Annotated in this window: 20 protein-coding genes; 2 read left to right on the top strand and 18 right to left on the bottom strand. The window is 61.2% G+C overall.

The genetic code is table 11. The features are described 5' to 3' along the window. Position 1: 1 nt before the first annotated feature. The 17 genes from folC to F1002_RS02480 form a co-directional block, all read right to left on the bottom strand. Positions 2–1312 carry a bifunctional tetrahydrofolate synthase/dihydrofolate synthase gene (folC, locus tag F1002_RS02560; RefSeq protein WP_150427455.1) on the bottom strand — a complete coding sequence of 437 codons (1311 nt, stop codon included), beginning with the start codon at positions 1310–1312 and terminating at the stop codon, positions 2–4. Next, complete coding sequence (gene accD / locus F1002_RS02555; RefSeq protein ID WP_150427454.1) at positions 1309–2178, bottom strand: acetyl-CoA carboxylase, carboxyltransferase subunit beta; 870 nt, start codon at positions 2176–2178, stop codon at positions 1309–1311. Before accD ends, folC begins: the two co-directional genes overlap by 4 nt. Then, complete coding sequence (gene trpA, locus F1002_RS02550) at positions 2175–2981, bottom strand: tryptophan synthase subunit alpha (protein WP_150427453.1); 807 nt, start codon at positions 2979–2981, stop codon at positions 2175–2177. The genes accD and trpA overlap by 4 nt, the downstream gene beginning before the upstream one ends. Further along, complete coding sequence (trpB, locus tag F1002_RS02545) at positions 2981–4180, bottom strand: tryptophan synthase subunit beta (RefSeq protein WP_150427452.1); 1200 nt, start codon at positions 4178–4180, stop codon at positions 2981–2983. Before trpB ends, trpA begins: the two co-directional genes overlap by 1 nt. Beyond that, positions 4167–4793 carry a phosphoribosylanthranilate isomerase gene (locus F1002_RS02540; RefSeq protein WP_150427451.1) on the bottom strand — a complete coding sequence of 209 codons (627 nt, stop codon included), beginning with the start codon at positions 4791–4793 and terminating at the stop codon, positions 4167–4169. The genes trpB and F1002_RS02540 overlap by 14 nt, the downstream gene beginning before the upstream one ends. Next, on the bottom strand, positions 4790–5578 hold the full coding sequence (gene truA / locus F1002_RS02535) for a tRNA pseudouridine(38-40) synthase TruA (RefSeq protein WP_150427450.1): 789 nt from the start codon (positions 5576–5578) through the stop codon (positions 4790–4792). Before truA ends, F1002_RS02540 begins: the two co-directional genes overlap by 4 nt. Next, on the bottom strand, positions 5575–6168 hold the full coding sequence (locus F1002_RS02530) for a hypothetical protein (protein WP_150427449.1): 594 nt from the start codon (positions 6166–6168) through the stop codon (positions 5575–5577). Before F1002_RS02530 ends, truA begins: the two co-directional genes overlap by 4 nt. 62 nt (positions 6169–6230) lie before the next feature. After that, positions 6231–9383 (bottom strand): FimV/HubP family polar landmark protein, encoded by a 3153-nt coding sequence (locus tag F1002_RS02525; protein WP_150427448.1) that lies wholly within the window; start codon positions 9381–9383, stop codon positions 6231–6233. A gap of 155 nt (positions 9384–9538) precedes the next feature. Further along, the gene (gene asd / locus F1002_RS02520; RefSeq protein ID WP_150427447.1) at positions 9539–10672 is read right to left on the bottom strand and encodes an aspartate-semialdehyde dehydrogenase; all 1134 of its coding nucleotides are present in this window, start codon (positions 10670–10672) and stop codon (positions 9539–9541) included. A gap of 52 nt (positions 10673–10724) precedes the next feature. Beyond that, positions 10725–11780 (bottom strand): 3-isopropylmalate dehydrogenase, encoded by a 1056-nt coding sequence (leuB, locus tag F1002_RS02515; RefSeq protein WP_150427446.1) that lies wholly within the window; start codon positions 11778–11780, stop codon positions 10725–10727. 12 nt (positions 11781–11792) lie between these two features. Further along, complete coding sequence (leuD, locus tag F1002_RS02510) at positions 11793–12431, bottom strand: 3-isopropylmalate dehydratase small subunit (RefSeq protein WP_150427445.1); 639 nt, start codon at positions 12429–12431, stop codon at positions 11793–11795. Continuing rightward, positions 12431–12646, bottom strand: a complete 216-nt coding sequence (locus F1002_RS02505; protein ID WP_150427444.1) for an entericidin EcnAB — start codon at positions 12644–12646, stop codon at positions 12431–12433. Before F1002_RS02505 ends, leuD begins: the two co-directional genes overlap by 1 nt. Before the next feature lie 12 nt (positions 12647–12658). After that, complete coding sequence (gene leuC / locus F1002_RS02500) at positions 12659–14065, bottom strand: 3-isopropylmalate dehydratase large subunit (protein WP_150427443.1); 1407 nt, start codon at positions 14063–14065, stop codon at positions 12659–12661. Between the two features lie 30 nt (positions 14066–14095). After that, positions 14096–15283, bottom strand: a complete 1188-nt coding sequence (locus tag F1002_RS02495) for a major facilitator superfamily domain-containing protein 6 (protein WP_150427442.1) — start codon at positions 15281–15283, stop codon at positions 14096–14098. Positions 15284–15323: 40 nt separating this feature from the next. Continuing rightward, entirely contained in the window at positions 15324–15590 is a 267-nt protein-coding gene (locus tag F1002_RS02490) for a YdcH family protein (RefSeq protein WP_150427441.1), read from the bottom strand. A gap of 53 nt (positions 15591–15643) precedes the next feature. Continuing rightward, positions 15644–16744, bottom strand: a complete 1101-nt coding sequence (aroC, locus tag F1002_RS02485; RefSeq protein WP_150427440.1) for a chorismate synthase — start codon at positions 16742–16744, stop codon at positions 15644–15646. Positions 16745–16863: 119 nt separating this feature from the next. Further along, positions 16864–17313 (bottom strand): CBS domain-containing protein, encoded by a 450-nt coding sequence (locus F1002_RS02480; RefSeq protein WP_150427439.1) that lies wholly within the window; start codon positions 17311–17313, stop codon positions 16864–16866. Positions 17314–17568: 255 nt separating this feature from the next. Between F1002_RS02480 and F1002_RS02475 the strand changes: the two genes are divergently transcribed. Continuing rightward, a complete protein-coding gene (locus F1002_RS02475; RefSeq protein WP_150427438.1) occupies positions 17569–17874 on the top strand; it encodes a DNA-binding transcriptional regulator in 306 nt (101 codons plus the stop codon). 39 nt (positions 17875–17913) lie between these two features. Here the strand turns inward: F1002_RS02475 and F1002_RS02470 are convergent, their stop codons facing one another. Then, positions 17914–18750 carry a radical SAM protein gene (locus F1002_RS02470; protein ID WP_150427928.1) on the bottom strand — a complete coding sequence of 279 codons (837 nt, stop codon included), beginning with the start codon at positions 18748–18750 and terminating at the stop codon, positions 17914–17916. A gap of 43 nt (positions 18751–18793) precedes the next feature. On the opposite strand from F1002_RS02470, the gene queD reads away from it, so the two are divergent. After that, complete coding sequence (gene queD / locus F1002_RS02465; protein ID WP_150427437.1) at positions 18794–19246, top strand: 6-carboxytetrahydropterin synthase QueD; 453 nt, start codon at positions 18794–18796, stop codon at positions 19244–19246. The last annotated feature ends 111 nt before the right edge of the window (positions 19247–19357 follow it).

Raw genomic sequence — 19357 nt, 5'->3', positions numbered from 1 at the left:
ATCAGGCTTTTTTCCCGAGCGCCTCAAGCGCACCGGCTACCGTGTGGAAGGATCCAAAGACCAGAATTCTATCACTTTCAGAGGCTTGCCCCTTGGCCGCCTGCATTGCTTCCCGAGGTGAAGCGTGGCAGTGGATCTCCCCGCCCAGCCCGGAGGAAACAAGGATACCGGCCAGCTTGTCGGCCGGCGTTCCGCGCACGCCGCCAAGGGTCGCAACGTGCCAGACATCGACCTTGCCTTTGAGCGGCGCCAGCGCCCCGGCGATATCCTTGTCGCTCAGCATGCCGACCACGGCCAGCGTACGATCGAAGAATCCCATGCCCGAGAGGTTGTCGGCCAGCACCTTGACTGCCTGCGGGTTGTGCCCGACATCGAGCACGATCGCCGGTTTGCCCGGAACAACCTGGAAACGGCCAGACAACTCGGTCTCGATCAGGCCCGGACGAATAGCCTGCATGGTCACCGGCAACTTGTCCGAAATGGCTTCCAGCGCGGCCAGCACGACGGCGGCGTTGAACAGCTGTGTCGGTCCGCGCAGACCGGGATAAGCCAGCGCGCGTTTGATCACTTGCTCGCCGGCACGACACCACCAGCGCCATTGCAGCCGGTTCTCACCGCTTTCCGCCGCCGGCCGCTCGAAGCCGAAGTCGCGCCCGATCAGACGCAGGTCGGCGCCGACGGACGTCGCATGATCGAGCAGGCGCTGCGGCGGGTTCGGGTCGGCACAGAAAGCCGGCTTGCCGGCACGATAAATCCCGGCTTTCTCGAAGCCGATCGATTCGCGGTCCGGCCCCAGCCAGTCGGTGTGGTCCAGCGCCACGGTGGTGACGATGGAAACGTCTGGCTCGTAGGCATTGACGGCATCCAGCCGCCCGCCCAGGCCAACCTCAAGAATGGCCGCCTCGACCTTGGCTTCGGCAAATACTTCCCAGGCGGCCAGCGTGCCGAACTCGAAATAGGTCAGCGCAACCTCGCCGGCCCTCTGGCGTGCCGCCTCGACCCGCTCGAATGCCGCGCAGAGCGCCGCATCGCTGGCCGGTTGGTCGTTGAGACGAACACGCTCGTTGTAGGCCATCAGGTGCGGCGAGGTGTAGCACCCCACACGGTAGCCGGCGCGATCGATGATGTTGGCGAGATAGGCGCAGGTCGACCCCTTGCCGTTCGTACCGCCGACGATGATCACCGGGCAGTGCTGAACCTGCCCGAGCGCTTCCTTGACGAGGCGGATGCGATCCAGCCCCAGTTCGATACCGGCCTGCCCTTTGGGGTGCAGGCCTTCGAGATGCTGCAACCAGCCTTCGAGTGTTTTCAAGCGGCAGCCGGCAGTTTTTGCAGAAGGGCCAACGCGCGGGCAACCTGGTCGCGCATGTCGCGGCGGTCGACAATCATGTCGATGGCCCCCTTTTCGAGAATGAACTCGGAACGCTGGAAGCCTTCCGGCAGCTTCTCGCGCACCGTTTGCTCGATGACGCGCGGGCCGGCAAAACCGATCAGCGCCTTGGGTTCGGCGATCACCACGTCACCGACGAAAGCGAAGGAAGCGGAAACACCGCCCATGGTCGGGTCCGTCAGGATGGAAATGAACGGCAGACCGGCCTCCGACAGCTTGGTCAGCGCCGCCGTGGTCTTGGCCATCTGCATCAGCGAGAACAGGCCTTCCTGCATGCGGGCGCCGCCGGAAGCGGTGATGCAGATGAAGGGCATCTTCTGCTCGACGGCATTCTGCACGCCGCGCACAAAACGCTCGCCGAGCACGGACCCCATGGAACCGCCCATGAACTCGAATTCGAAAGCGGCCGCCACGACCGGTATGGTCTTGATGGCCCCTTGCAGGACAACCAGCGAATCGCTTTCACCGGTAGCCTCGTTGGCTTCCATCAGGCGTTCCGGGTATTTCTTGGAGTCCTTGAACTTCAGGCTGTCGACCGGCACCACCTCGGCGCCGATTTCGAAACGGCCTTCGGTGTCGAGCAGCATGTCGAGACGCTGGCGGGAATTCAGACGATTGTGGTGCCCGCACTTGGGGCAGACCTGCATGTTGTTTTCCAGATCGGTCGCGTAAAGCACCGCCTCGCACGACGGGCACTTACTCCACAGCCCCTCCGGCAGGTTGCCGCGGCGCTGCGTGCCTTGCTCGCGCTTGATCTTCGGGGGCAGCAGTTTGGTCAGCCAGCTCATTTTTTCACCTCATCCACACCGCGACGGATATCCGCCACCAACGCCTTGACGTTGGCGCAGGCGGTTTCTGCGGTCGATTTTTCAATTTCTTCGATAATTCGGCTGCCGACAACGACGGCATCGGCAAAGACTGCGATACGGGAGGCCGTCGCAGCATCGCGAATGCCGAAACCGACGCCGACCGGCAAGCCGGTCTTCTCACGAATGGCTGGGAGTTTCTCGGCCACCGCATCGACGTTCAGTGCGCCGGAACCGGTCACCCCGGCCAGCGACACGTAATAGACATAACCGCTGGCAATCGTCGCCACTTGGGCAATGCGTTCCTGGCTGGAGGTCGGTGCAATCAGGAAGATCGGATCGAGGCCATGCGCCTTCATCGCGGCACCAAAGCCTTCCGCCTCTTCCGGCGGGTAGTCCACGACCAGCACCCCGTCAACGCCCGACTGGGCTGCCTTTTCAGCAAAACGCTCCAGCCCCATGGCTTCGATCGGGTTGGCGTAACCCATCAGCACCACCGGCGTCTTGTCATCCAGCGTGCGGAAGGTGGTCACCAGTTGCAGAACCTTGCGCAGCGTCATGCCACGCGCCAGAGCCCGCTCGGAAGCGCGCTGGATAGTCGGGCCGTCAGCCATCGGATCGGAGAACGGGACGCCCAGTTCGATCACGTCGGCGCCGGCTTCGACCAGGGCATGCATCAGTGGCACGGTCAGGTCTGCGCTCGGATCACCCGCGGTGATGAAAGGAATCAGCGCCTTGCGGCCCTCGCCATTCAGGCGTTCGAAAGCTTTTTGAATGCGCGACATCAGAAGACAATCCCGGATTTTTCGGCCACGGTATGCATGTCCTTGTCACCCCGACCGGAGAGGTTGACCAGCAGAATCTTGTCCTTGCCCAGCGTCGGCGCCAATTTGGCAGCGTAGGCCAAGGCATGGCTGGACTCGAGTGCCGGAATGATGCCCTCCAGACGACACAGGTTGTGGAAGGCTTCCAGCGCCTCCGCATCGGAAATCGGCTGGTATTCGGCACGGCCGATATCCTTCAGCCACGCATGCTCCGGACCGACACCCGGATAGTCCAGGCCGGCGGACACCGAATGCGTTTCGATGATCTGACCGTCCTCGTCCTGCAGCAGATAGGTGCGGTTGCCGTGCAATACGCCCGGCACGCCGGCCGTCAGCGAGGCTGCGTGCAGTCCGGTCTCGATGCCGGAACCGGCGGCCTCGACACCGATCAGGCGCACCCCCTCGACATCGATGTAGGGATAGAAAATACCCATCGCGTTGGAACCGCCGCCGACGGCAGCGATCACCGCATCCGGCTGGCGTCCGGCCATTTCCGGCATTTGCGTCAGGCATTCCTCGCCGATGATCTTCTGGAAATCGCGGACCAGCATCGGGTAAGGATGCGGACCGGCAACCGTACCGATGATGTAGAACGTATTGTGGATGTTGGTGACCCAGTCGCGCATCGCTTCATTGAGCGCATCCTTCAGGGTTTTCGAGCCGCTTTCCACCGGCACCACCGTGGCGCCGAGAAGCTTCATGCGATAGACGTTGGCGGCCTGGCGCTTGACGTCCTCGCTGCCCATGTACACCACGCATTCCATGCCGTAGCGGGCCGCCACCGTAGCAGTCGCCACGCCGTGCTGGCCGGCGCCGGTTTCGGCGATGACGCGCGGCTTGCCCATGCGCTTGGCCAGCATGGCCTGACCGATGCAGTTGTTCACCTTGTGGGCGCCGGTGTGGTTCAGGTCCTCGCGCTTGAGGTAGATCTGCGCGCCACCGAGCAGATCGGACCAGCGCTTGGCGTGATAGATCGGCGACGGACGGCCGACGAAATGCTTCAGCTCGTACTCGTACTCGGCGCGGAAGACCGGGTCGGCCTGCGCCGCGGCATAGGCTGCCTTCAGTTCGTCGAGCGCACCGAACAGCGTCTCGGCGACGAATACACCACCGTAGGGACCGAAATGGCCCTTGGCGTCTGGGAAGTTATATTGACTCATCGGCTTTCCGTACAGCCGCCACGAAGGCAGCGATTTTTGCGTGATCCTTGATGCCCTTGCCCGTTTCCACCCCCGACGACACATCGACCGCTACCGGCCGCACGCGCCGGATGGCATCACCGACGTTGTCCGCGTTCAAGCCGCCGGAAAGCACCAGATGACCGGGCAAACCGGGCGGAATCAGCGTCCAGTCGAAGACGTGGCCACCGCCGCCGTACCCTTCGACAAAGGCATCAAGCAGCAAACCCCGGGCTTCGGAAAACGAGCGGGCGAATTCTACCAGATCAAGCCCCGGCCTCACCCGTGCCGCCCGTAGCCAAGGTCTTGAAAACTGGCGGCAATAGTCGGCATCCTCGTCGCCATGGAACTGCAATAGGTTGATGGGCAGGCTATCGCAGGCGGCCTGTACGACAGCCGGCGCCTCGTTGACGAAGAGGCCGACGACATCGACAAAGGGCGGTATCCGACGCGCCAGCTCGGCTGCCCTTTGTGGCGTCACATAGCGCGGACTGGGCGGGTACAGAACGAAGCCGATGGCATCGGCGCCCGCGGCCACGGCCGCATCGACATCCGTTTCGCGGGTCAGGCCGCAAATTTTGATGCGGGTTCTCATATCAGTATTCCATCGAGAAAATCGTCCGCCGGGTCCGGCAAACCCCACTGCGCCTCATAAACCGGGCCGCGAAAGTACAAGCCGTCGGGTGAAAAGGTCGGCGCTGCCAGCTTGCGGTCTTTCATGCCCAGCAATTCGTCGACCCAGCCGACCGCCTGGGCGCCTTTGCCGATATGAACCAGGGTTCCGACCAGGTTGCGCACCATATGATGCAGGAAGGCACTGGCCTCGAAGTCGAAGACGATCATGTTGCCAAACTGACGGACCGTGGCCTGGGTCATCGTCTTCACCGGCGACTTGGCCTGGCATTCGGCCGCCCGGAAAGCCGAGAAATCATGCTCACCGAGCAGGCGGGCGGCCGCCTGCTGCATGGCAGCAACATCGAGCGGCAGATGGAACCAGCCCAACCGGCCCTGCCACAAACCCGGTCGCTGCGCCCGGTTGAGCAACAGGTAACGGTAACGGCGGCCACGGGCGCTGAACCGGGCGTGAAATTCGTCGCTCACCGGTTTGGCCCAGCGCACCGCCACGCCATCCGGCAAATTCGAATTGACGCCGCGCACCCAGGCAGTCAACGGCCGTTCGACATCGGTGTCGAAATGAACGACCTGCTGCGTGGCGTGCACCCCGGCATCGGTGCGCCCGGCGCAGAGCACACCGACCGGCAGCCCGGCGATCTGCTGCAAGGCTCGTTCCAGCGCATCCTGCACGGTCCCGCCACCGGCCTGGCTCTGCCAGCCGCGAAAATTCGTGCCGCAGTATTCAACCCCAAGAGCTACTCTCACAACACCCATACTCCGGCTAATCCCGCAATGCACCCGAGCACCGCCAGGGTATCCCGGGGCGCCCATGGAACGACAAGCAAACCGAGGCTGGCCGGTCCGTCGGTATCGTACCCGCCGGTCAGCAACATGCGTCGCCAGGCCCCTTTTTCCCGGGAAGACTGCAGGTTGTCGAGAACCAGCGACAGGCGAACGACCAGGCGGTCGGCCTTGATGCCGAACCTGCCCCAGGGACGAAACAGACCCCACAAGCCGCTGACCATCCCGTCCCGCCCCTGAGCGGTGAACAGCCAGGCCAGCCAGAGGAGCATGACCAACAGGCGAACCGCCTGCAATCCCGCTTCGGCCATCCCTTCGTAGGTCGGCGCCCAGGGATTGTCCAGCCATGCCTCTCCCGGTGCGTTGTAGGCCAGGATCAGCCATAGCGTCAGCAGCAACCATCTGGCCCGGCGCACATAAGCCATCCAGCGATACACGCTGCGCGGCGCCAATGCCAATGCCGCTACGGCCAGCAGCGCCAGGCCGGCATAGCCGGCGAACTGCACGCCGATAACAGCGGCCAGCCAGACGATCAACGCACAGGATGGATGCAAATTCAGCCCCAAAAATGCACAAGGCCCCTTGCGGGGCCATGTGCCATTCGCAAACCCGAATTCTACCCGGCTATGCGGGCGAGAATGGTCTTTGCCTGCTCGACCAGGTCCACCGGCCCTTCGCTGACTACCTCCTGCAAAAGCTCCCGGGCTCCCTCAAGGTCTCCCATTTCCTCGTAGGCCTTGGCCAGATCGAGCTTGGTATTGACCTCCTCCCACTGCGCATCCTGTACCGGCGCTGCATCGAACGACGGAGCGGCGGGTTCGGCAGCCGGAACGACCTGCGGTTCAGGTACCTGAACCGCTTCTGGCTGGGCGGACAAATCGAGATTGATCGATCCGATATCGAACTCCGGAGGCGTCATCGGTTCACCCAGGAAGACGGACTCGCTCAGTTTGACGTCGAACTCCAGTGCATCGCTATCAACCATGCCCGGATTCACAACCGTACTGGTCAGACTTTCCGGCGAGCTCTCGCGACCAAAATTCAGCAGATCTTCACCCCCGACGAAGGTATCCGTACCGGCCAGCGAATTGACAACGGTACTCGTCAACGAAGGCACCGAAGATGGATCGGCGGATTCCGACGTATCGACAGAAACCCCCTGCCCCTCGACGCCAACCCAGGTCCCCAGGCCGACATCGAAGTCCTCGGATACGGAAGCCGAAGGCATCACCAGCGTTCCTTCCGGCGAGAAATCAGGCGCCGGGGCGTCGCCATCCGACTGCTCCAGCAAAGGCTCTTCCGGAATGTTCAGATCGAAATCAATAGCTCCGGAATCTGCAGGCAATGCTTCCTGGGTTAGCGCAAGCGGCTCGGGTTCCACACGCTGAACCTGCGGCTCCGGCTCACCAACCTCCGCAGCCAGATCGAAATCGAGCGCATCGCCACCCTGAAGTGCGGCATCTTCCGCCTGGGTTTCGCTGGATTCGCTGAACTCCGGTGCAACGGTGGCCTCGCCCAGATCAAAGTCAAGGGTCATCCCATCCACATTGTTAGCCGGAATATCGGCAGGGGAGTCCGCTTCGCTCGTCTGGCTGGGCTCGCTTGGCTCCTTGGAAAGGACCATGGTATCCCGCTCGACACCATCGGCAAATCCAATATCGGGAAGCGGCGCGGACGGTTCTTCAACGGGCATATCCGGCGAAACATCGGACTGCGCTTCCACTTCGACAACCGGCTCAGCGGCAAAAGACTCCGGCAAGGAGGGGGATTCGGAAACGGCACTCGGCTCGGATAGCAGGCTGTCGACGGCAGCAGCCGGCGATGGCGAACCACCGTAAAGCGGATTGCCGGGATCAAGCGCAGCGCCCAGCAGGGCTACCTTCTCCCAATCCGGCCCGACACCGGCGGTCTGAGCATAGAGTTCGCTGGCAAGCGTCTCGAATTGCTTCAGGCTGCGCCGATTGGCATAAATCTCCAGAAGCTTGGCATGGATCGCCGTGCGCTGAGGATCCTTCTGCAAGGCCTCAAGCAGGATTTCCTCAGCCTGGGTATCGCGCCCATAGGCCATGTAGACGTCGGCTTCTGCGACCGGATCGACCTCGTCGGTATCGATCGTTCCCGGTCCGGTCTGGCTGAAATCGCCAGTCTGCGGCGGCGTATTGCCGGTATCAACGCTTTGCCCGCCAGTCATGCGGAAGACAGAATTCGGACCAAGGCTCGACGGCATCGGCGCCGCGGTCGTTTCAACCGATGCTCCCTGGGTACGCCGGCGACGCGCCACGAAATAGGCCGCCAGCAAGGCCAGCACACCACCACCGCCGACCAGCTGCAGCGGATCCTCCATCAGGGAATCCATGACCCCCGGCTCCTCTAGCGGGGCAGGAGCCGGCGGCGTCACGGCCTTCGGTGGCTCAACCGGCTTTGCTGCCTCAGCCGGTTTTGCCTCCACGGGTATCGGTGCTTCGACGGGCTTCGGCTCTTCGGCTTTCGGTGGCTCAACCGGCTTCGGCGGTTCGACAGGTTTGGGGGCTTCGACTGGCTTGGGCGGCTCTTCAAGCCTCGGCGCCGGCTTCGGCTGCTCAACCGGTTTCGGCTCTTCCTTCTTCGGCGGTTGCTGCAATTCGGCAAGCTTCTGGTTCTTCATTTCCAGCAGCTTCTGCAACTCGCCGACATTCTTTTCGAGGAGCGCCATGCGCTCCTGCGCATCCTTCAGAGCCTTGTCGCGCGCTACCTGCTCCGCCGTCTCGGCGGCCTTGGCGGAAGCCCCACCCTTGGCGGCCGCGTCGGTACGGGCAACCTTCAGCTGATCCTTCCCTTGCTCCGCAGGCGCCGTCTTCTCTTCGACCTTGGCGGTGATCTTGCCCGAACTCGACTGGGCTCCACCCTCATCGGCACTGGCAGGCGTCTTGGCCGTGCTGGCAGCCAGCTTCTGGCGATAGTTGTTCCAATCGCTTGTCTGAGCCACATAAATCTTGCGTGCCTCGACAGGAGAAACTGACTCCACGGCAGATTTTTCGGGAATATTCAGAATGGCGCCCGCCTTGAGGCGGTTCACATTCTTACCGATGAACGCATCCTGGTTGCTTTGGAACAAACCGACCAGCATCTGCTCTAGCGTCACCCCATCGTGCCTGGTTTCATCCGCAATCTTGCGCAGCGTATCGCCGCTTTCGACGAGGCGAGTGTTGCTGCTTTCCGCCTTGGGCTTCGGCTCGGCAGCGACCTTCGGAGCCGGGGCCGGACGCGGCGCAGCCTTGGACGGAGCCTGACGCTCCTCTGCGACACCGCCTCCACGGACCGTTTCAACGATACGCGCCTCGGCTACCGGACGCGACGTTTGCTTCGCTGCAATCTCCGGCGGGTCGAGGAGGAAGGTGTATTCGCGAACCAGACGACCGGCAGGCCAGTTCAACTCGACAAGAAAATCCAGGAAGGGCTCATTGATGGGCTTCAACGACGAGACCTTGACGACTGCCTGCCCATTGGGGCGCTTTTCGACCGCAAACCGCAGATCAAGCAGTACGCTGGCGAAGTCCACGCCGGCTTGCCTGAAGGCATCCTGCGGTGCCAGCCGCGCACTCATTCCGGCCAATTCATCCTTCGTCGCACCGATATCCAGTTCGGCTCGCAAAGGCTGCCCCAGCCCTGACAGAACGGTCAGTTTCCCGAGCCCGGCAGCCTGGGAAATCAACGGCACGAACGACAAACACGACGCGACGGCAAGCGCCACGGCGCGCTTCTTGAATTGGGTGTGTTTAGTTTCGGTCACAGCGAAACCCTGAGGTGGAATTTGGGACTTTCAAATTAACATCATGGACTTAGCAATGCAAGCTAATCCCGCTTCTAATCTACCGACTTTTGCATATTCCCAACAAATAAAAAAACCGGGGATCAACCCCGGTTTTTATTGCAAAAATAAAATAATCAGGCGTCGAGCAGGATGCGCAGCATGCGGCGCAGCGGCTCGGCCGCTCCCCACAGCAATTGGTCGCCGCAGGTGAACGCTGCCAGATATTCCGGACCCATCGCCATCTTGTGCAGACGGCCAACCGGAACGGTCAACGTACCGGTCACGGCCGCCGGAGTCAGTTCACGCTCAGAGATTTCGCGATCGTTTGGCACGACCTTGGCCCACTGATTGGCCTTGGCCAGCATGTCGCTGATTTCATCCAGCGGCACATCCTTCTTCAGCTTGATGGTCAGGGCCTGGCTGTGGCAGCGCATGGCACCGATGCGAACGCACAGGCCGTCGATAGGGATGGAACCCGGCGAACGGAAGGCCGGACGACCGAGAATCTTGTTACATTCGGCGCCACCCTTCCACTCCTCCTTGGACTGACCGTTTTCGACCGGCACGTCGATCCACGGAATCAGCGAACCAGCCAGCGGGGTGTTGCGGAAGTTCTTCTTCGGGAAGGCATCCGAACGAATGGTTTCAGCCACCTTGCGGTCGATGTCGAGAATGGCGGATGCCGGATCGGCCAGCAGATCCTTGACGGAATCGTGAATGACGCCCATCTGCGAGATCAGCTCGCGCATGTTTTGCGCGCCGGCACCGGAAGCGGCCTGATAAGTCATCGAGGTTGCCCATTCGACCAGATCGTTCTGGAACAGACCACCCAGACCCATCAGCATCAGGGAAACGGTGCAGTTGCCGCCGACCCAGTTCTTGCCGCCCTTGGCCAGCGAGTCCTTGATCACGTTCATGTTGACCGGATCGAGGATGATCACGGCATCCTCAGCCATGCGCAGCGCCGACGCGGCGTCGATCCAATGGCCGTTCCAGCCGGCAGCGCGCAGCTTGGGGAAGACTTCCTTGGTGTAGTCGCCCCCTTGGCAGGTGATGATGATCTCGCACGCCTTCAGGGCGTCGATATTGGAGGCATCCTGCAGCGGCAGAGAAGCTTCCTTGCCACCGAACGACGGGGCCTTGCCGCCTGCCGCCGAGGTAGAGAAATAGACCGGATCGATATGGGCAAAATCGCCCTCTTCGACCATACGCTGCATCAGCACGGAACCGACCATGCCACGCCAACCGACCAGACCAACCTTCTTCATGACTTTCTCTCCGAATTTAACCTTTGATTAACGCACGAATGCGCCATTCGGTTTACGCCAGCGCTGCCAGCACGGCATCGCCCATTTCCCTGGTACCGACCTTGTTGGTCCCGCGCTCGTAGATGTCGCCGGTGCGATACCCCTGGGCGAGTACCTTCTTGACGGCGTTTTCGATGCGCACAGCCTGCTCTTCCAGATTGAAGGTGTAACGCAACATCATGGCGACCGACAGGATGGTGGCCAGCGGATTGGCCACACCCTTGCCGGCGATATCCGGCGCCGAACCGTGCGACGGCTCGTACATGCCCTTGTTGTTGGCATCCAGCGAGGCGGAAGGCAGCATCCCGATCGAGCCGGTCAGCATGGAGGCTTCATCGGACAGGATGTCGCCGAACATGTTGCCGGTGACCATCACGTCGAATTGCTTCGGGGCACGCACCAGTTGCATCGCCGCGTTGTCGACCAGCATGTGGCTGAGTTCGACATCCGGATAGTCCTTGCTCACTTCGATCATCACGTCGCGCCAGAGCTGCGTTGTTTCCAGCACGTTCATCTTGTCCACCGAGCACAGCTTCTTGTTGCGCTTCTGGGCGGCCTGGAAGGCGACATGGCCGATACGGCGCACTTCGGACTCGCTGTACACCATGGTGTTGAAGCCGACGCGCTCGCCGTTTTCCTCACGAATGCCGCGCGGCTGGCCGAAATAGATGTCGCCGGTCAGTTCGCGGACGATCAGGATGTCCAGGCCGGCCACCACTTCCGGCTTCAGGGTCGAGGCATTGGCCAGTTCGGGATAGAGGATCGCCGGGCGCAGGTTGGCGAACAGGGCCAGGTCCTTGCGAATACCGAGCAGACCGCGCTCCGGGCGCAGTTCGCGCGCCAGCACGTCCCATTTCGGGCCACCGACGGCACCGAGCAGGATAGCATCGGCTTCAGCCGCCAGTTTTTTCGTTGCGTCGGGATAGGGCGTACCGGTTGCATCCACGGCACCGCCGCCAATCAGCCCTTCTTCAAGTTCGAACTTGAGATCCAGCGCCTTCAGGACACGAACGGCTTCCGCCATGATCTCCGGACCGATGCCGTCACCCGGCAAAACACAAATCTTCATCTCTCTTCCTTATCAGGAGAACAGCCACGGCTGTTCGACACGGCGCTTGGCCTCGAATTCACGAATCTTTTCGGCATGCCGCAGGGTCAGGCCGATATCGTCCCAGCCATTCAACAGGCATTCCTTGCGGAAGGCGTCGATCTGGAAGGAAACGCCGTGGCCATCCGGGCGAACCACCGTCTGAGCAGACAGATCGACCACCAGCTTGTAGCCCGCCGTTGCCTCGACCTGCTGGACCAGCGTTTCGATTTCCGGAGATGGCAGCACGATGGGCAGGATGCCGTTCTTGAAGCAGTTATTGAAGAAGATATCGGCGAACGACTCGGCGACGATGGCCTTGAAACCATAGTCGAGCAAGGCCCAGGGCGCATGCTCGCGCGAACTGCCGCAGCCGAAGTTGGCGCGGGTGAGCAAGATCTCGGCACCCTGATAACGCGGCTGGTTCAACACGAAATTCGGATTTTTCGGCCGTTGCGAATTGTCTTGCCCCGGCTGGCCGACATCCATGTAACGCCACTCATCGAAGGCATTCGGGCCGAAGCCGGAACGCTTGATCGACTTGAGAAACTGCTTCGGAATGATCGCATCCGTATCGACGTTGCTGCGGTCGAGCGGCGCCACCAGGCCTTCCAAACGAACAAACTTATCCATTAATCCACCACCTTCTGAACGGCTTCGCCACCTTTCTTGAGGGCTCCGCCAACGGCTTCACCCGTCTTCTGCAAGGCCTCGCCAACTGCCTCTCCGCCCTTGTGCAGGGCTTCGCCAGTTTTTTCGGCACCGATCACGACATCCTTCTTGACGCCTTGCGCCGTGTTGCAGGCAGCCGACACCGCTACCAGCATTGCAATCAACAAGAAACGCATGCGGCCCATCGCTTACAAGACCTCACGAACATCGGCAAAACGACCGGCAATCGCAGCAGCGGCAGCCATCGCCGGACTGACCAGGTGCGTGCGCCCGCCCGGACCCTGACGGCCTTCGAAGTTGCGGTTCGACGTCGAGGCACAACGCTCGCCCGGCTCCAGTCGATCGGCGTTCATCGCCAGGCACATCGAGCAACCCGGCTCGCGCCACTCGAAACCGGCGGCCAGGAAAACCTTGTCCAGCCCCTCGGCCTCGGCCTGGCGCTTGACCAGACCCGAACCCGGAACCGCCAGCGCCAGCTTGACGTTGGCTGCGATATGACGCCCCTTGAGCACCGAGGCAGCCTCGCGCAAATCCTCGATTCGGGAATTGGTGCACGAACCGATGAAAACCTTGTCGATGGCGATCTGGTCGATCGGGGTATTCGGGTTCAAGCCCATGTATTGCAGCGCCCGCTCCATGCCTTCGCGCTTGACCGGATCGGTTTCCTTGGCCGGATCGGGAACGGCGGCATCAACCGGAACGACCATTTCGGGCGAGGTTCCCCAGGTCACCTGCGGGCGAATGTCTTCAGCCTTCAGCGTAACCACGCGGTCGAACTGCGCGCCGGCATCGGAGTGCAGGGTGCGCCAGTGAGCCACGGCCCGATCCCAGGTTTCGCCGGTCGGCGAGAAGGGGCGGCCCTTGAGGTAATCGATGGTCGTGTCGTCAACCGCCACGAAACCGAGACGGGCGCCTCCCTCGATGGCCATGTTGCACAGGGTCATGCGACCTTCCATGCTCAGGCTGCGGATGGCGCTGCCGCCGTATTCGATGGCGTAGCCCGTGCCACCGGCCGTACCGATGGTGCCGATGATGGCCAGTGCGACATCCTTGGCGGTCACGCCCTTGCCCAGCCTGCCCTCAACGGCAACCAGCATGGTCTTCGAACGCTTCTGCAGCAGGCATTGCGTGGCCAGCACGTGCTCGACTTCCGAGGTACCGATGCCATGCGCCATACAGGCGAAAGCACCGTGCGTCGAGGTATGCGAATCGCCGCACACCACGGTCATCCCGGGGAGCGTGGCGCCGTTTTCCGGGCCGACCACATGAAGGATACCCATGCGCGGGTCCTTGAACGGGAAATAGGCCAGCGCGCCGACTTCGCGAATATTGGCGTCCAGCGTCTCGACCTGCTGACGGGAAATCGGATCCTTGATCCCTTCGTCCCAGTGATCGGTCGGTGTATTGTGGTCCGGCGTCGAGACGATGGACGAAACGCGCCACGGTTTGCGACCGGCCAGTTTCAGGCCCTCGAAGGCCTGCGGGCTGGTCACTTCATGAACCAGGTGACGATCGATGTAGAGAAGTGCCGTGCCATCCGCTTCCTGATGGACAACATGGTTCTCCCAGAGCTTGTCGTAAAGTGTCTTCGGCATGGAAGGAAAAGTTGGCCGTAAAACCTTGGATTATTGCACAGGATGCGTCGATTTTTCCCTTGCGGAAGGCAACGCGGCCGGGCGGTCCCTGACCCAGCCCCAAATCAGGAACCAGCCTGCCAGCGCAAACAGGGCGCCCAGCGTAAACGTCCAGCCGGAGCCCAGCCAATCCCAGGTCCGCCCACTGATCAAGGCACCCAGCAAACCGCCCGCACCGAATGACAGGCTCGAATACAAGGCCTGCCCCCGCCCCTGAACCTTGCCGGGGAACCATTGATTGACGGCGGCAATCGCGGAAGCATGGTAAGCCCCGAAGGTCAGCCCATGCAGCAGTTGCACCAGGATCATGATCGATACCGATTCGACACCCCAGCCCATCATCAGAAAGCGCAAGACGGCAGCGGCGAAACAGGCGAGCAGGATGCTCCTGAGCGAATAACGATTCGACAGGCGCGCCATGAACATGAACACGACGATCTCAGCCAGCACACCGAGCGACCAGAGCAGCCCGACCTCCGTCTTGCTGTACCCGTGCGCATCGAGGTGGATGGAGTAGAAGACGTAAAACGCACCATGCGCCGCCGACATGGCGAAACAGGCCGCCATCAGGGCCATCACCCGCGGCTGGCGGAGAATGTCGCCGATCGGCTGCGTTTCACGGGCATGGATCACCGGTGGCGACTCGGGCAAGGTCAGCGCATAACCCAGTATGCCGAGCAGAATCGTCCAGCAGACCCATAGCACGCTGACTGCCGATGTCCAGTCCAGCAAGGCGCCAGTGGCCATGACGGCGACGATGAAACCCACCGAGCCCCACAAGCGGATACGACTGTAGCTACCGCGCTCCTCGCGCAAATGATCGAATGTCAGCGTCTCGACCAGTGGCAGCGCGGCGCTCCAGAAGAAGGCAAGCACCGCCATCGCGAGCAGCATGCCAGGCAAGCGGTCGAGCCAGAAAAAGGCCGTAAACCCGGCCAACCCGATCACTCCCGCCAAGCGAATGATGAACAGGCGCCGACCAAAACGGTCAGCCAGCCACCCCCAAAGATTCGGCCCGAACAGGCGCATCAGCTGCATCTGCGACATCAGCAGCCCGATATCCCACGCCGAGAAGCTCAACGACTGGAGGTAGAGCCCGAAATAGGGCGAAAATGCGCCGATGAAGGCGAAGTAGAAAAAGTAATAGCCCGAGAGGCGCCAGTAAGGCAAGGAATGCATCCGGCGATTTTACCGGATGCATGAGCGGGCGAAGGCCGAATCAGGCCTTGACGGATTGCTGGCCGGCGCGGAAGGCCAGCAGCATGTGGTAGAGCTCATCCTTGAGCTTGACGCGCTGCTTCTTCATGTCTTCCATCGTGAAGTCCGCAACGGGCATGTCGTGCTCTTCCAGATCCTCCACCTTGCCGGTCAGCCGGTTATAGGTGGCAAACAGCTTGGCAAAGTGGGCATTGCCGGTCTTCAGCGCATGGATTGCATCGTGAAATTCCGGAAAATCGTGATGGAGATCGTGGTGATCGACTTGCATGCTTCCCCCTGTAACGACAAACCCGCCTCAAGGGCGGCAAATGATTGAAGATTTTACGCGATTTCCCCGGGAATGCGCGGCGTTGCACAGACGACATCAGCACATTGGGCACGATGCCGCAAGGCATGATCCATCAGCACCAGAGCAAGCATCGCCTCGGCAATGGGCGTCGCACGAATGCCCACACAGGGATCGTGACGCCCCTGGGTCGCCACTTCGACGAGATTCCCGTGAGCGTCCACCGAACGACGCGGCTGCGCTATCGAGGAGGTCGGCTTGATCGCCATGTTGACGACAATCTGCTGCCCCGTGGAAATTCCGCCGAGCACGCCGCCCGCATGGTTGCTGGCGAACCCCTGCGGCGTCATCTCGTCGCCATGCTCGCTACCCTTCTGCGCAACCGATGCAAACCCGGCACCGATCTCGACTCCCTTGACAGCGTTGATACCCATCATCGCGTAGGCAATGTCGGCATCCAGCCGGTCAAACACCGGTTCGCCCCAGCCGGGCGGAACACCGGTGGCGGTCACGGTTATCCTTGCCCCGACGGAATCGAGCGACTTGCGCAGGTTATCCATGTAGTTTTCAAGCTCAGGCACGATGGCCGCATTCGGGGCAAAGAAGGCGTTGCCATCGATGTCGTCGGCCGAAACGAACGGAATATCGAGCGGCCCCAGGGCCGACATCCAACCCCGTATCGCCACACCATGACGCTCGTTCAGCCACTTTCGGGCAATCGCCCCGGCCGCTACGCGCACGGCCGTTTCACGCGCCGAGGAGCGACCGCCGCCGCGATAATCGCGGAAGCCGTATTTCTGCGTGTAGGTATAGTCGGCATGCCCCGGACGGAAAGTCTCGGCAATGTTGCCATAGTCCTTGCTGCGTTGATCCTGATTGCGGATCAACAACCCGATCGGCGTCCCCGTCGTCTTGCCCTCGAACACGCCGGAAAGAATTTCCACGGTATCCGGCTCGCGGCGCTGCGTGACATGACGCGAGGTACCGGGCTTGCGCCGGTCCAGCTCGGCCTGGATATCGGCCTCGCACAGCGCCAGCCCCGGGGGGCAACCATCGACAACGCAGCCGATGGCCGGACCGTGCGATTCACCAAAAGAGGTAACGGTAAACAGGGTGCCAAATGTATTGCCAGACATGGGGAAAAATAGGTGCTTTCGAAGCGCGACAGTCTATCACGTCGGCCACTCTCACCGTTTCCGGACCACACAAACGACAAGGGCGGCCCGGGCCGCCCTTCACTGCACGCGCCAAACGCTCAGGCAGCGGGCGTTTCACCCGGCCAGTTCTTGATGTAGCTCTTCAGCAACTTGTTCTCCAGGCTCTGCTCCTCGAGCACCGCCTTGGCCACGTCGAGAAAGGAGATGACCCCCATCAGGGTTCCGCCATCGACCACCGGCAGGTAGCGCGAGCGCTTTTCGATCATCAGGCCGCGCAACTCGTTGACTTCCATTGCCGGATAAGCCGTAACCGGGTCCTTGACCATGACGTCACCGACCGTCAGCCCCTCCGGTGCCGAGCCGTTCTTGCGCAAGGCCGACAATACCTCGCGGAAGGTCAGCATGCCCGCCATGCGACCGCCATCCATGACGACCAGCGAGCCAACATCGAGATCGGCCATGGAGTCGATGGCAAACGCCAGCGACTGCTGCGGCGTCACCGTGTACAGCGTTCCGCCCTTGACGCGAAGAATTTCCAGAACCTGCATGGCGCTCTCCATGAATGAAGAATGATTGACGTGACCGATCTTAGAGCATCCCCGGAAAATCCGGAAGAACGCCACACCAGCCCGCCTCGCAGTGACCATGCCAAACATCAAAAAAATACCGTCGTATTTAACAAATTTAACCAATTTTGAGGTTGCATAACGTCATAGGCATATATATACTTCGCCATATTACCTAAGTCATACCTCGCTACGATGCTTGGGTAACTTGATTACACTAGCGTATGGAGAATGAATATGAGTACCGTCAAGACAATCGAAAAGATCGATGCCCGTGAAATCCGCCGCAAGCTCGGCCTGAACCAGCAACAATTCTGGTCGACCCTGGGTGTGACGCAGAGCGGCGGCTCCCGCTACGAAAGCGGCCGCAACATGCCGAAGCCGGTTCGCGAACTGCTGCGCCTGGTCCATGTCGAGCAGGTCGACATCAAGACCATCAAGCGCGAAGATTGGGAAGTCGTCGAATACCTGAAGTCTCAGGAACCGGAACTGTTCAAGTCGCTGAAGAAATCGGCGCGCAGCCACGCCAAGAAAGCCGCCTGATTTTTCCCGGTGACAGGGCTTGACCAGAACCGACGGGCATCACGGAGAAACACTGACCCGGATGCCCGTTTCTTTTTCTATCTGACAACCCCATTCAGCCAGCTCCTCGGCCGGCAACGCCTTGAGGCGCGACGCAGCAGGCTGCATTGACGGCCTGGCCAGACCGTAGAGATGCACCCCCTGCAATTTACCGGATACCTTGCGCAGCAAGTCGCAGTAGGCTAGCCGCGACTCGGCAGAGGGCGCGCAACCATCCAGAGCGAACCAACACGTCTGCACCCAGGTTGGCGCCAGATCTGCACAAAGCTGCAGATTTTTCAAAACCCGCTCCGTATTGCCCGGAATACCGTTGATCTCCTCGATCTCAAACGCCAATCCCCGGTCAATTTTGAACCAAACTTCGCCGCCATATCCGGCAAGCCGGGAAATTCCTGACTGCACCGCCGGACGATGCAGCAGGCTGCCGTTGGTGATGAGCCGAACCGGCAGCTGGCCCTTCAACCCGAAACGATCCAATACCCCTCCCACACAAGCGATCGTATCGGCAAATTCGGCGGCACTTGTCGGCTCGCCATTGCCCGAGAAAGCCACATCCATCAATCGCCTCGACTCCTGCGGCACGTTCCGGATCATGAAATCGCCGTGCAATACATCGTGAAGCAGAGAGGCCAACTCCCGTTCCAGGCGCCCCAGATCGATTGGCGGCGGCCCGCCCCGCGTCAGGTTCTCGACCTGGCAATACAGGCAGGCCCAGTTGCAGGCATTGTTGGGATTTAGATTGATGCCGATCGACACCCCGCCGGCACGTCGCGACACGACAGGGTAGACGTAAAGCAGGCCGGCGCTGTCGCGGCGGTGATCATCGGTTGTAAGCATGGCGCATTGTATAATCCGCGACCGCCTTGTCGAGCAATACACCATGTTGATTACCCGCCGCCTCGAATTCGATGCCGGGCACCGCATCCCCGATCACAAAAGCCAGTGCCGCCACCTGCACGGACACCGCTACGTCATTGAAATCACGCTTTCCGGCAACATCATCAACAAGGCGGGCGATGCCGCGAATGGAATGGTGATGGATTTTTCTCAGGTCAAGGACCTGGCCAAGCAATACCTGGTTGACGAATGGGATCACGCATTCCTTGCCTTTGCCGGCGACAAGGCCATTGTCGACTTCCTGGCCACACTACCCGGACACAAGACCGTTATCCTCGATCGCGTCCCGACTGCCGAGAATCTGGCGCGACTGGCGTTCGATCGACTCGACACCGTCTATCGCGACACCTACGGCAATCACTTGCGCCTCGAGCAGGTCAGACTTTACGAAACCCCCAACTGCTGGGCCGATGCGCTGCGCACAGCAGCCGATTGAGTCAACGCGGCACCCCCTCTATACTGCCTGAAAAGCAGCATCTGCATGACAGGTGACTCCGGAGGGGACATGCGGCAAAAGATCGGCAACAACCGCAGGATTACGGACGCC

It is taken from the genome of Dechloromonas sp. CZR5 (genome assembly GCF_008711155.1).
Classification (GTDB): Bacteria; Pseudomonadota; Gammaproteobacteria; order Burkholderiales; family Rhodocyclaceae; genus Azonexus.
Note: the sequence above shows the minus strand (reverse complement) of the source record. Positions and strands in the feature narration are given on the sequence as shown.

Coding starts and splice junctions, on each gene's coding strand:
- accD (WP_150427454.1), bottom strand. CDS start 2,178: ATGAGCTGGCTGACCAAACTGCTGCCCCCGAAGATCAAGCGCGAGCAA.
- trpA (WP_150427453.1), bottom strand. CDS start 2,981: ATGTCGCGCATTCAAAAAGCTTTCGAACGCCTGAATGGCGAGGGCCGC.
- trpB (WP_150427452.1), bottom strand. CDS start 4,180: ATGAGTCAATATAACTTCCCAGACGCCAAGGGCCATTTCGGTCCCTAC.
- F1002_RS02540 (WP_150427451.1), bottom strand. CDS start 4,793: ATGAGAACCCGCATCAAAATTTGCGGCCTGACCCGCGAAACGGATGTC.
- asd (WP_150427447.1), bottom strand. CDS start 10,672: ATGAAGAAGGTTGGTCTGGTCGGTTGGCGTGGCATGGTCGGTTCCGTG.
- leuB (WP_150427446.1), bottom strand. CDS start 11,780: ATGAAGATTTGTGTTTTGCCGGGTGACGGCATCGGTCCGGAGATCATG.
- leuD (WP_150427445.1), bottom strand. CDS start 12,431: ATGGATAAGTTTGTTCGTTTGGAAGGCCTGGTGGCGCCGCTCGACCGC.
- F1002_RS02505 (WP_150427444.1), bottom strand. CDS start 12,646: ATGCGTTTCTTGTTGATTGCAATGCTGGTAGCGGTGTCGGCTGCCTGC.
- leuC (WP_150427443.1), bottom strand. CDS start 14,065: ATGCCGAAGACACTTTACGACAAGCTCTGGGAGAACCATGTTGTCCAT.
- F1002_RS02495 (WP_150427442.1), bottom strand. CDS start 15,283: ATGCATTCCTTGCCTTACTGGCGCCTCTCGGGCTATTACTTTTTCTAC.
- F1002_RS02490 (WP_150427441.1), bottom strand. CDS start 15,590: ATGCAAGTCGATCACCACGATCTCCATCACGATTTTCCGGAATTTCAC.
- aroC (WP_150427440.1), bottom strand. CDS start 16,744: ATGTCTGGCAATACATTTGGCACCCTGTTTACCGTTACCTCTTTTGGT.
- F1002_RS02480 (WP_150427439.1), bottom strand. CDS start 17,313: ATGCAGGTTCTGGAAATTCTTCGCGTCAAGGGCGGAACGCTGTACACG.
- F1002_RS02475 (WP_150427438.1), top strand. CDS start 17,569: ATGAGTACCGTCAAGACAATCGAAAAGATCGATGCCCGTGAAATCCGC.
- F1002_RS02470 (WP_150427928.1), bottom strand. CDS start 18,750: ATGCTTACAACCGATGATCACCGCCGCGACAGCGCCGGCCTGCTTTAC.
- queD (WP_150427437.1), top strand. CDS start 18,794: ATGTTGATTACCCGCCGCCTCGAATTCGATGCCGGGCACCGCATCCCC.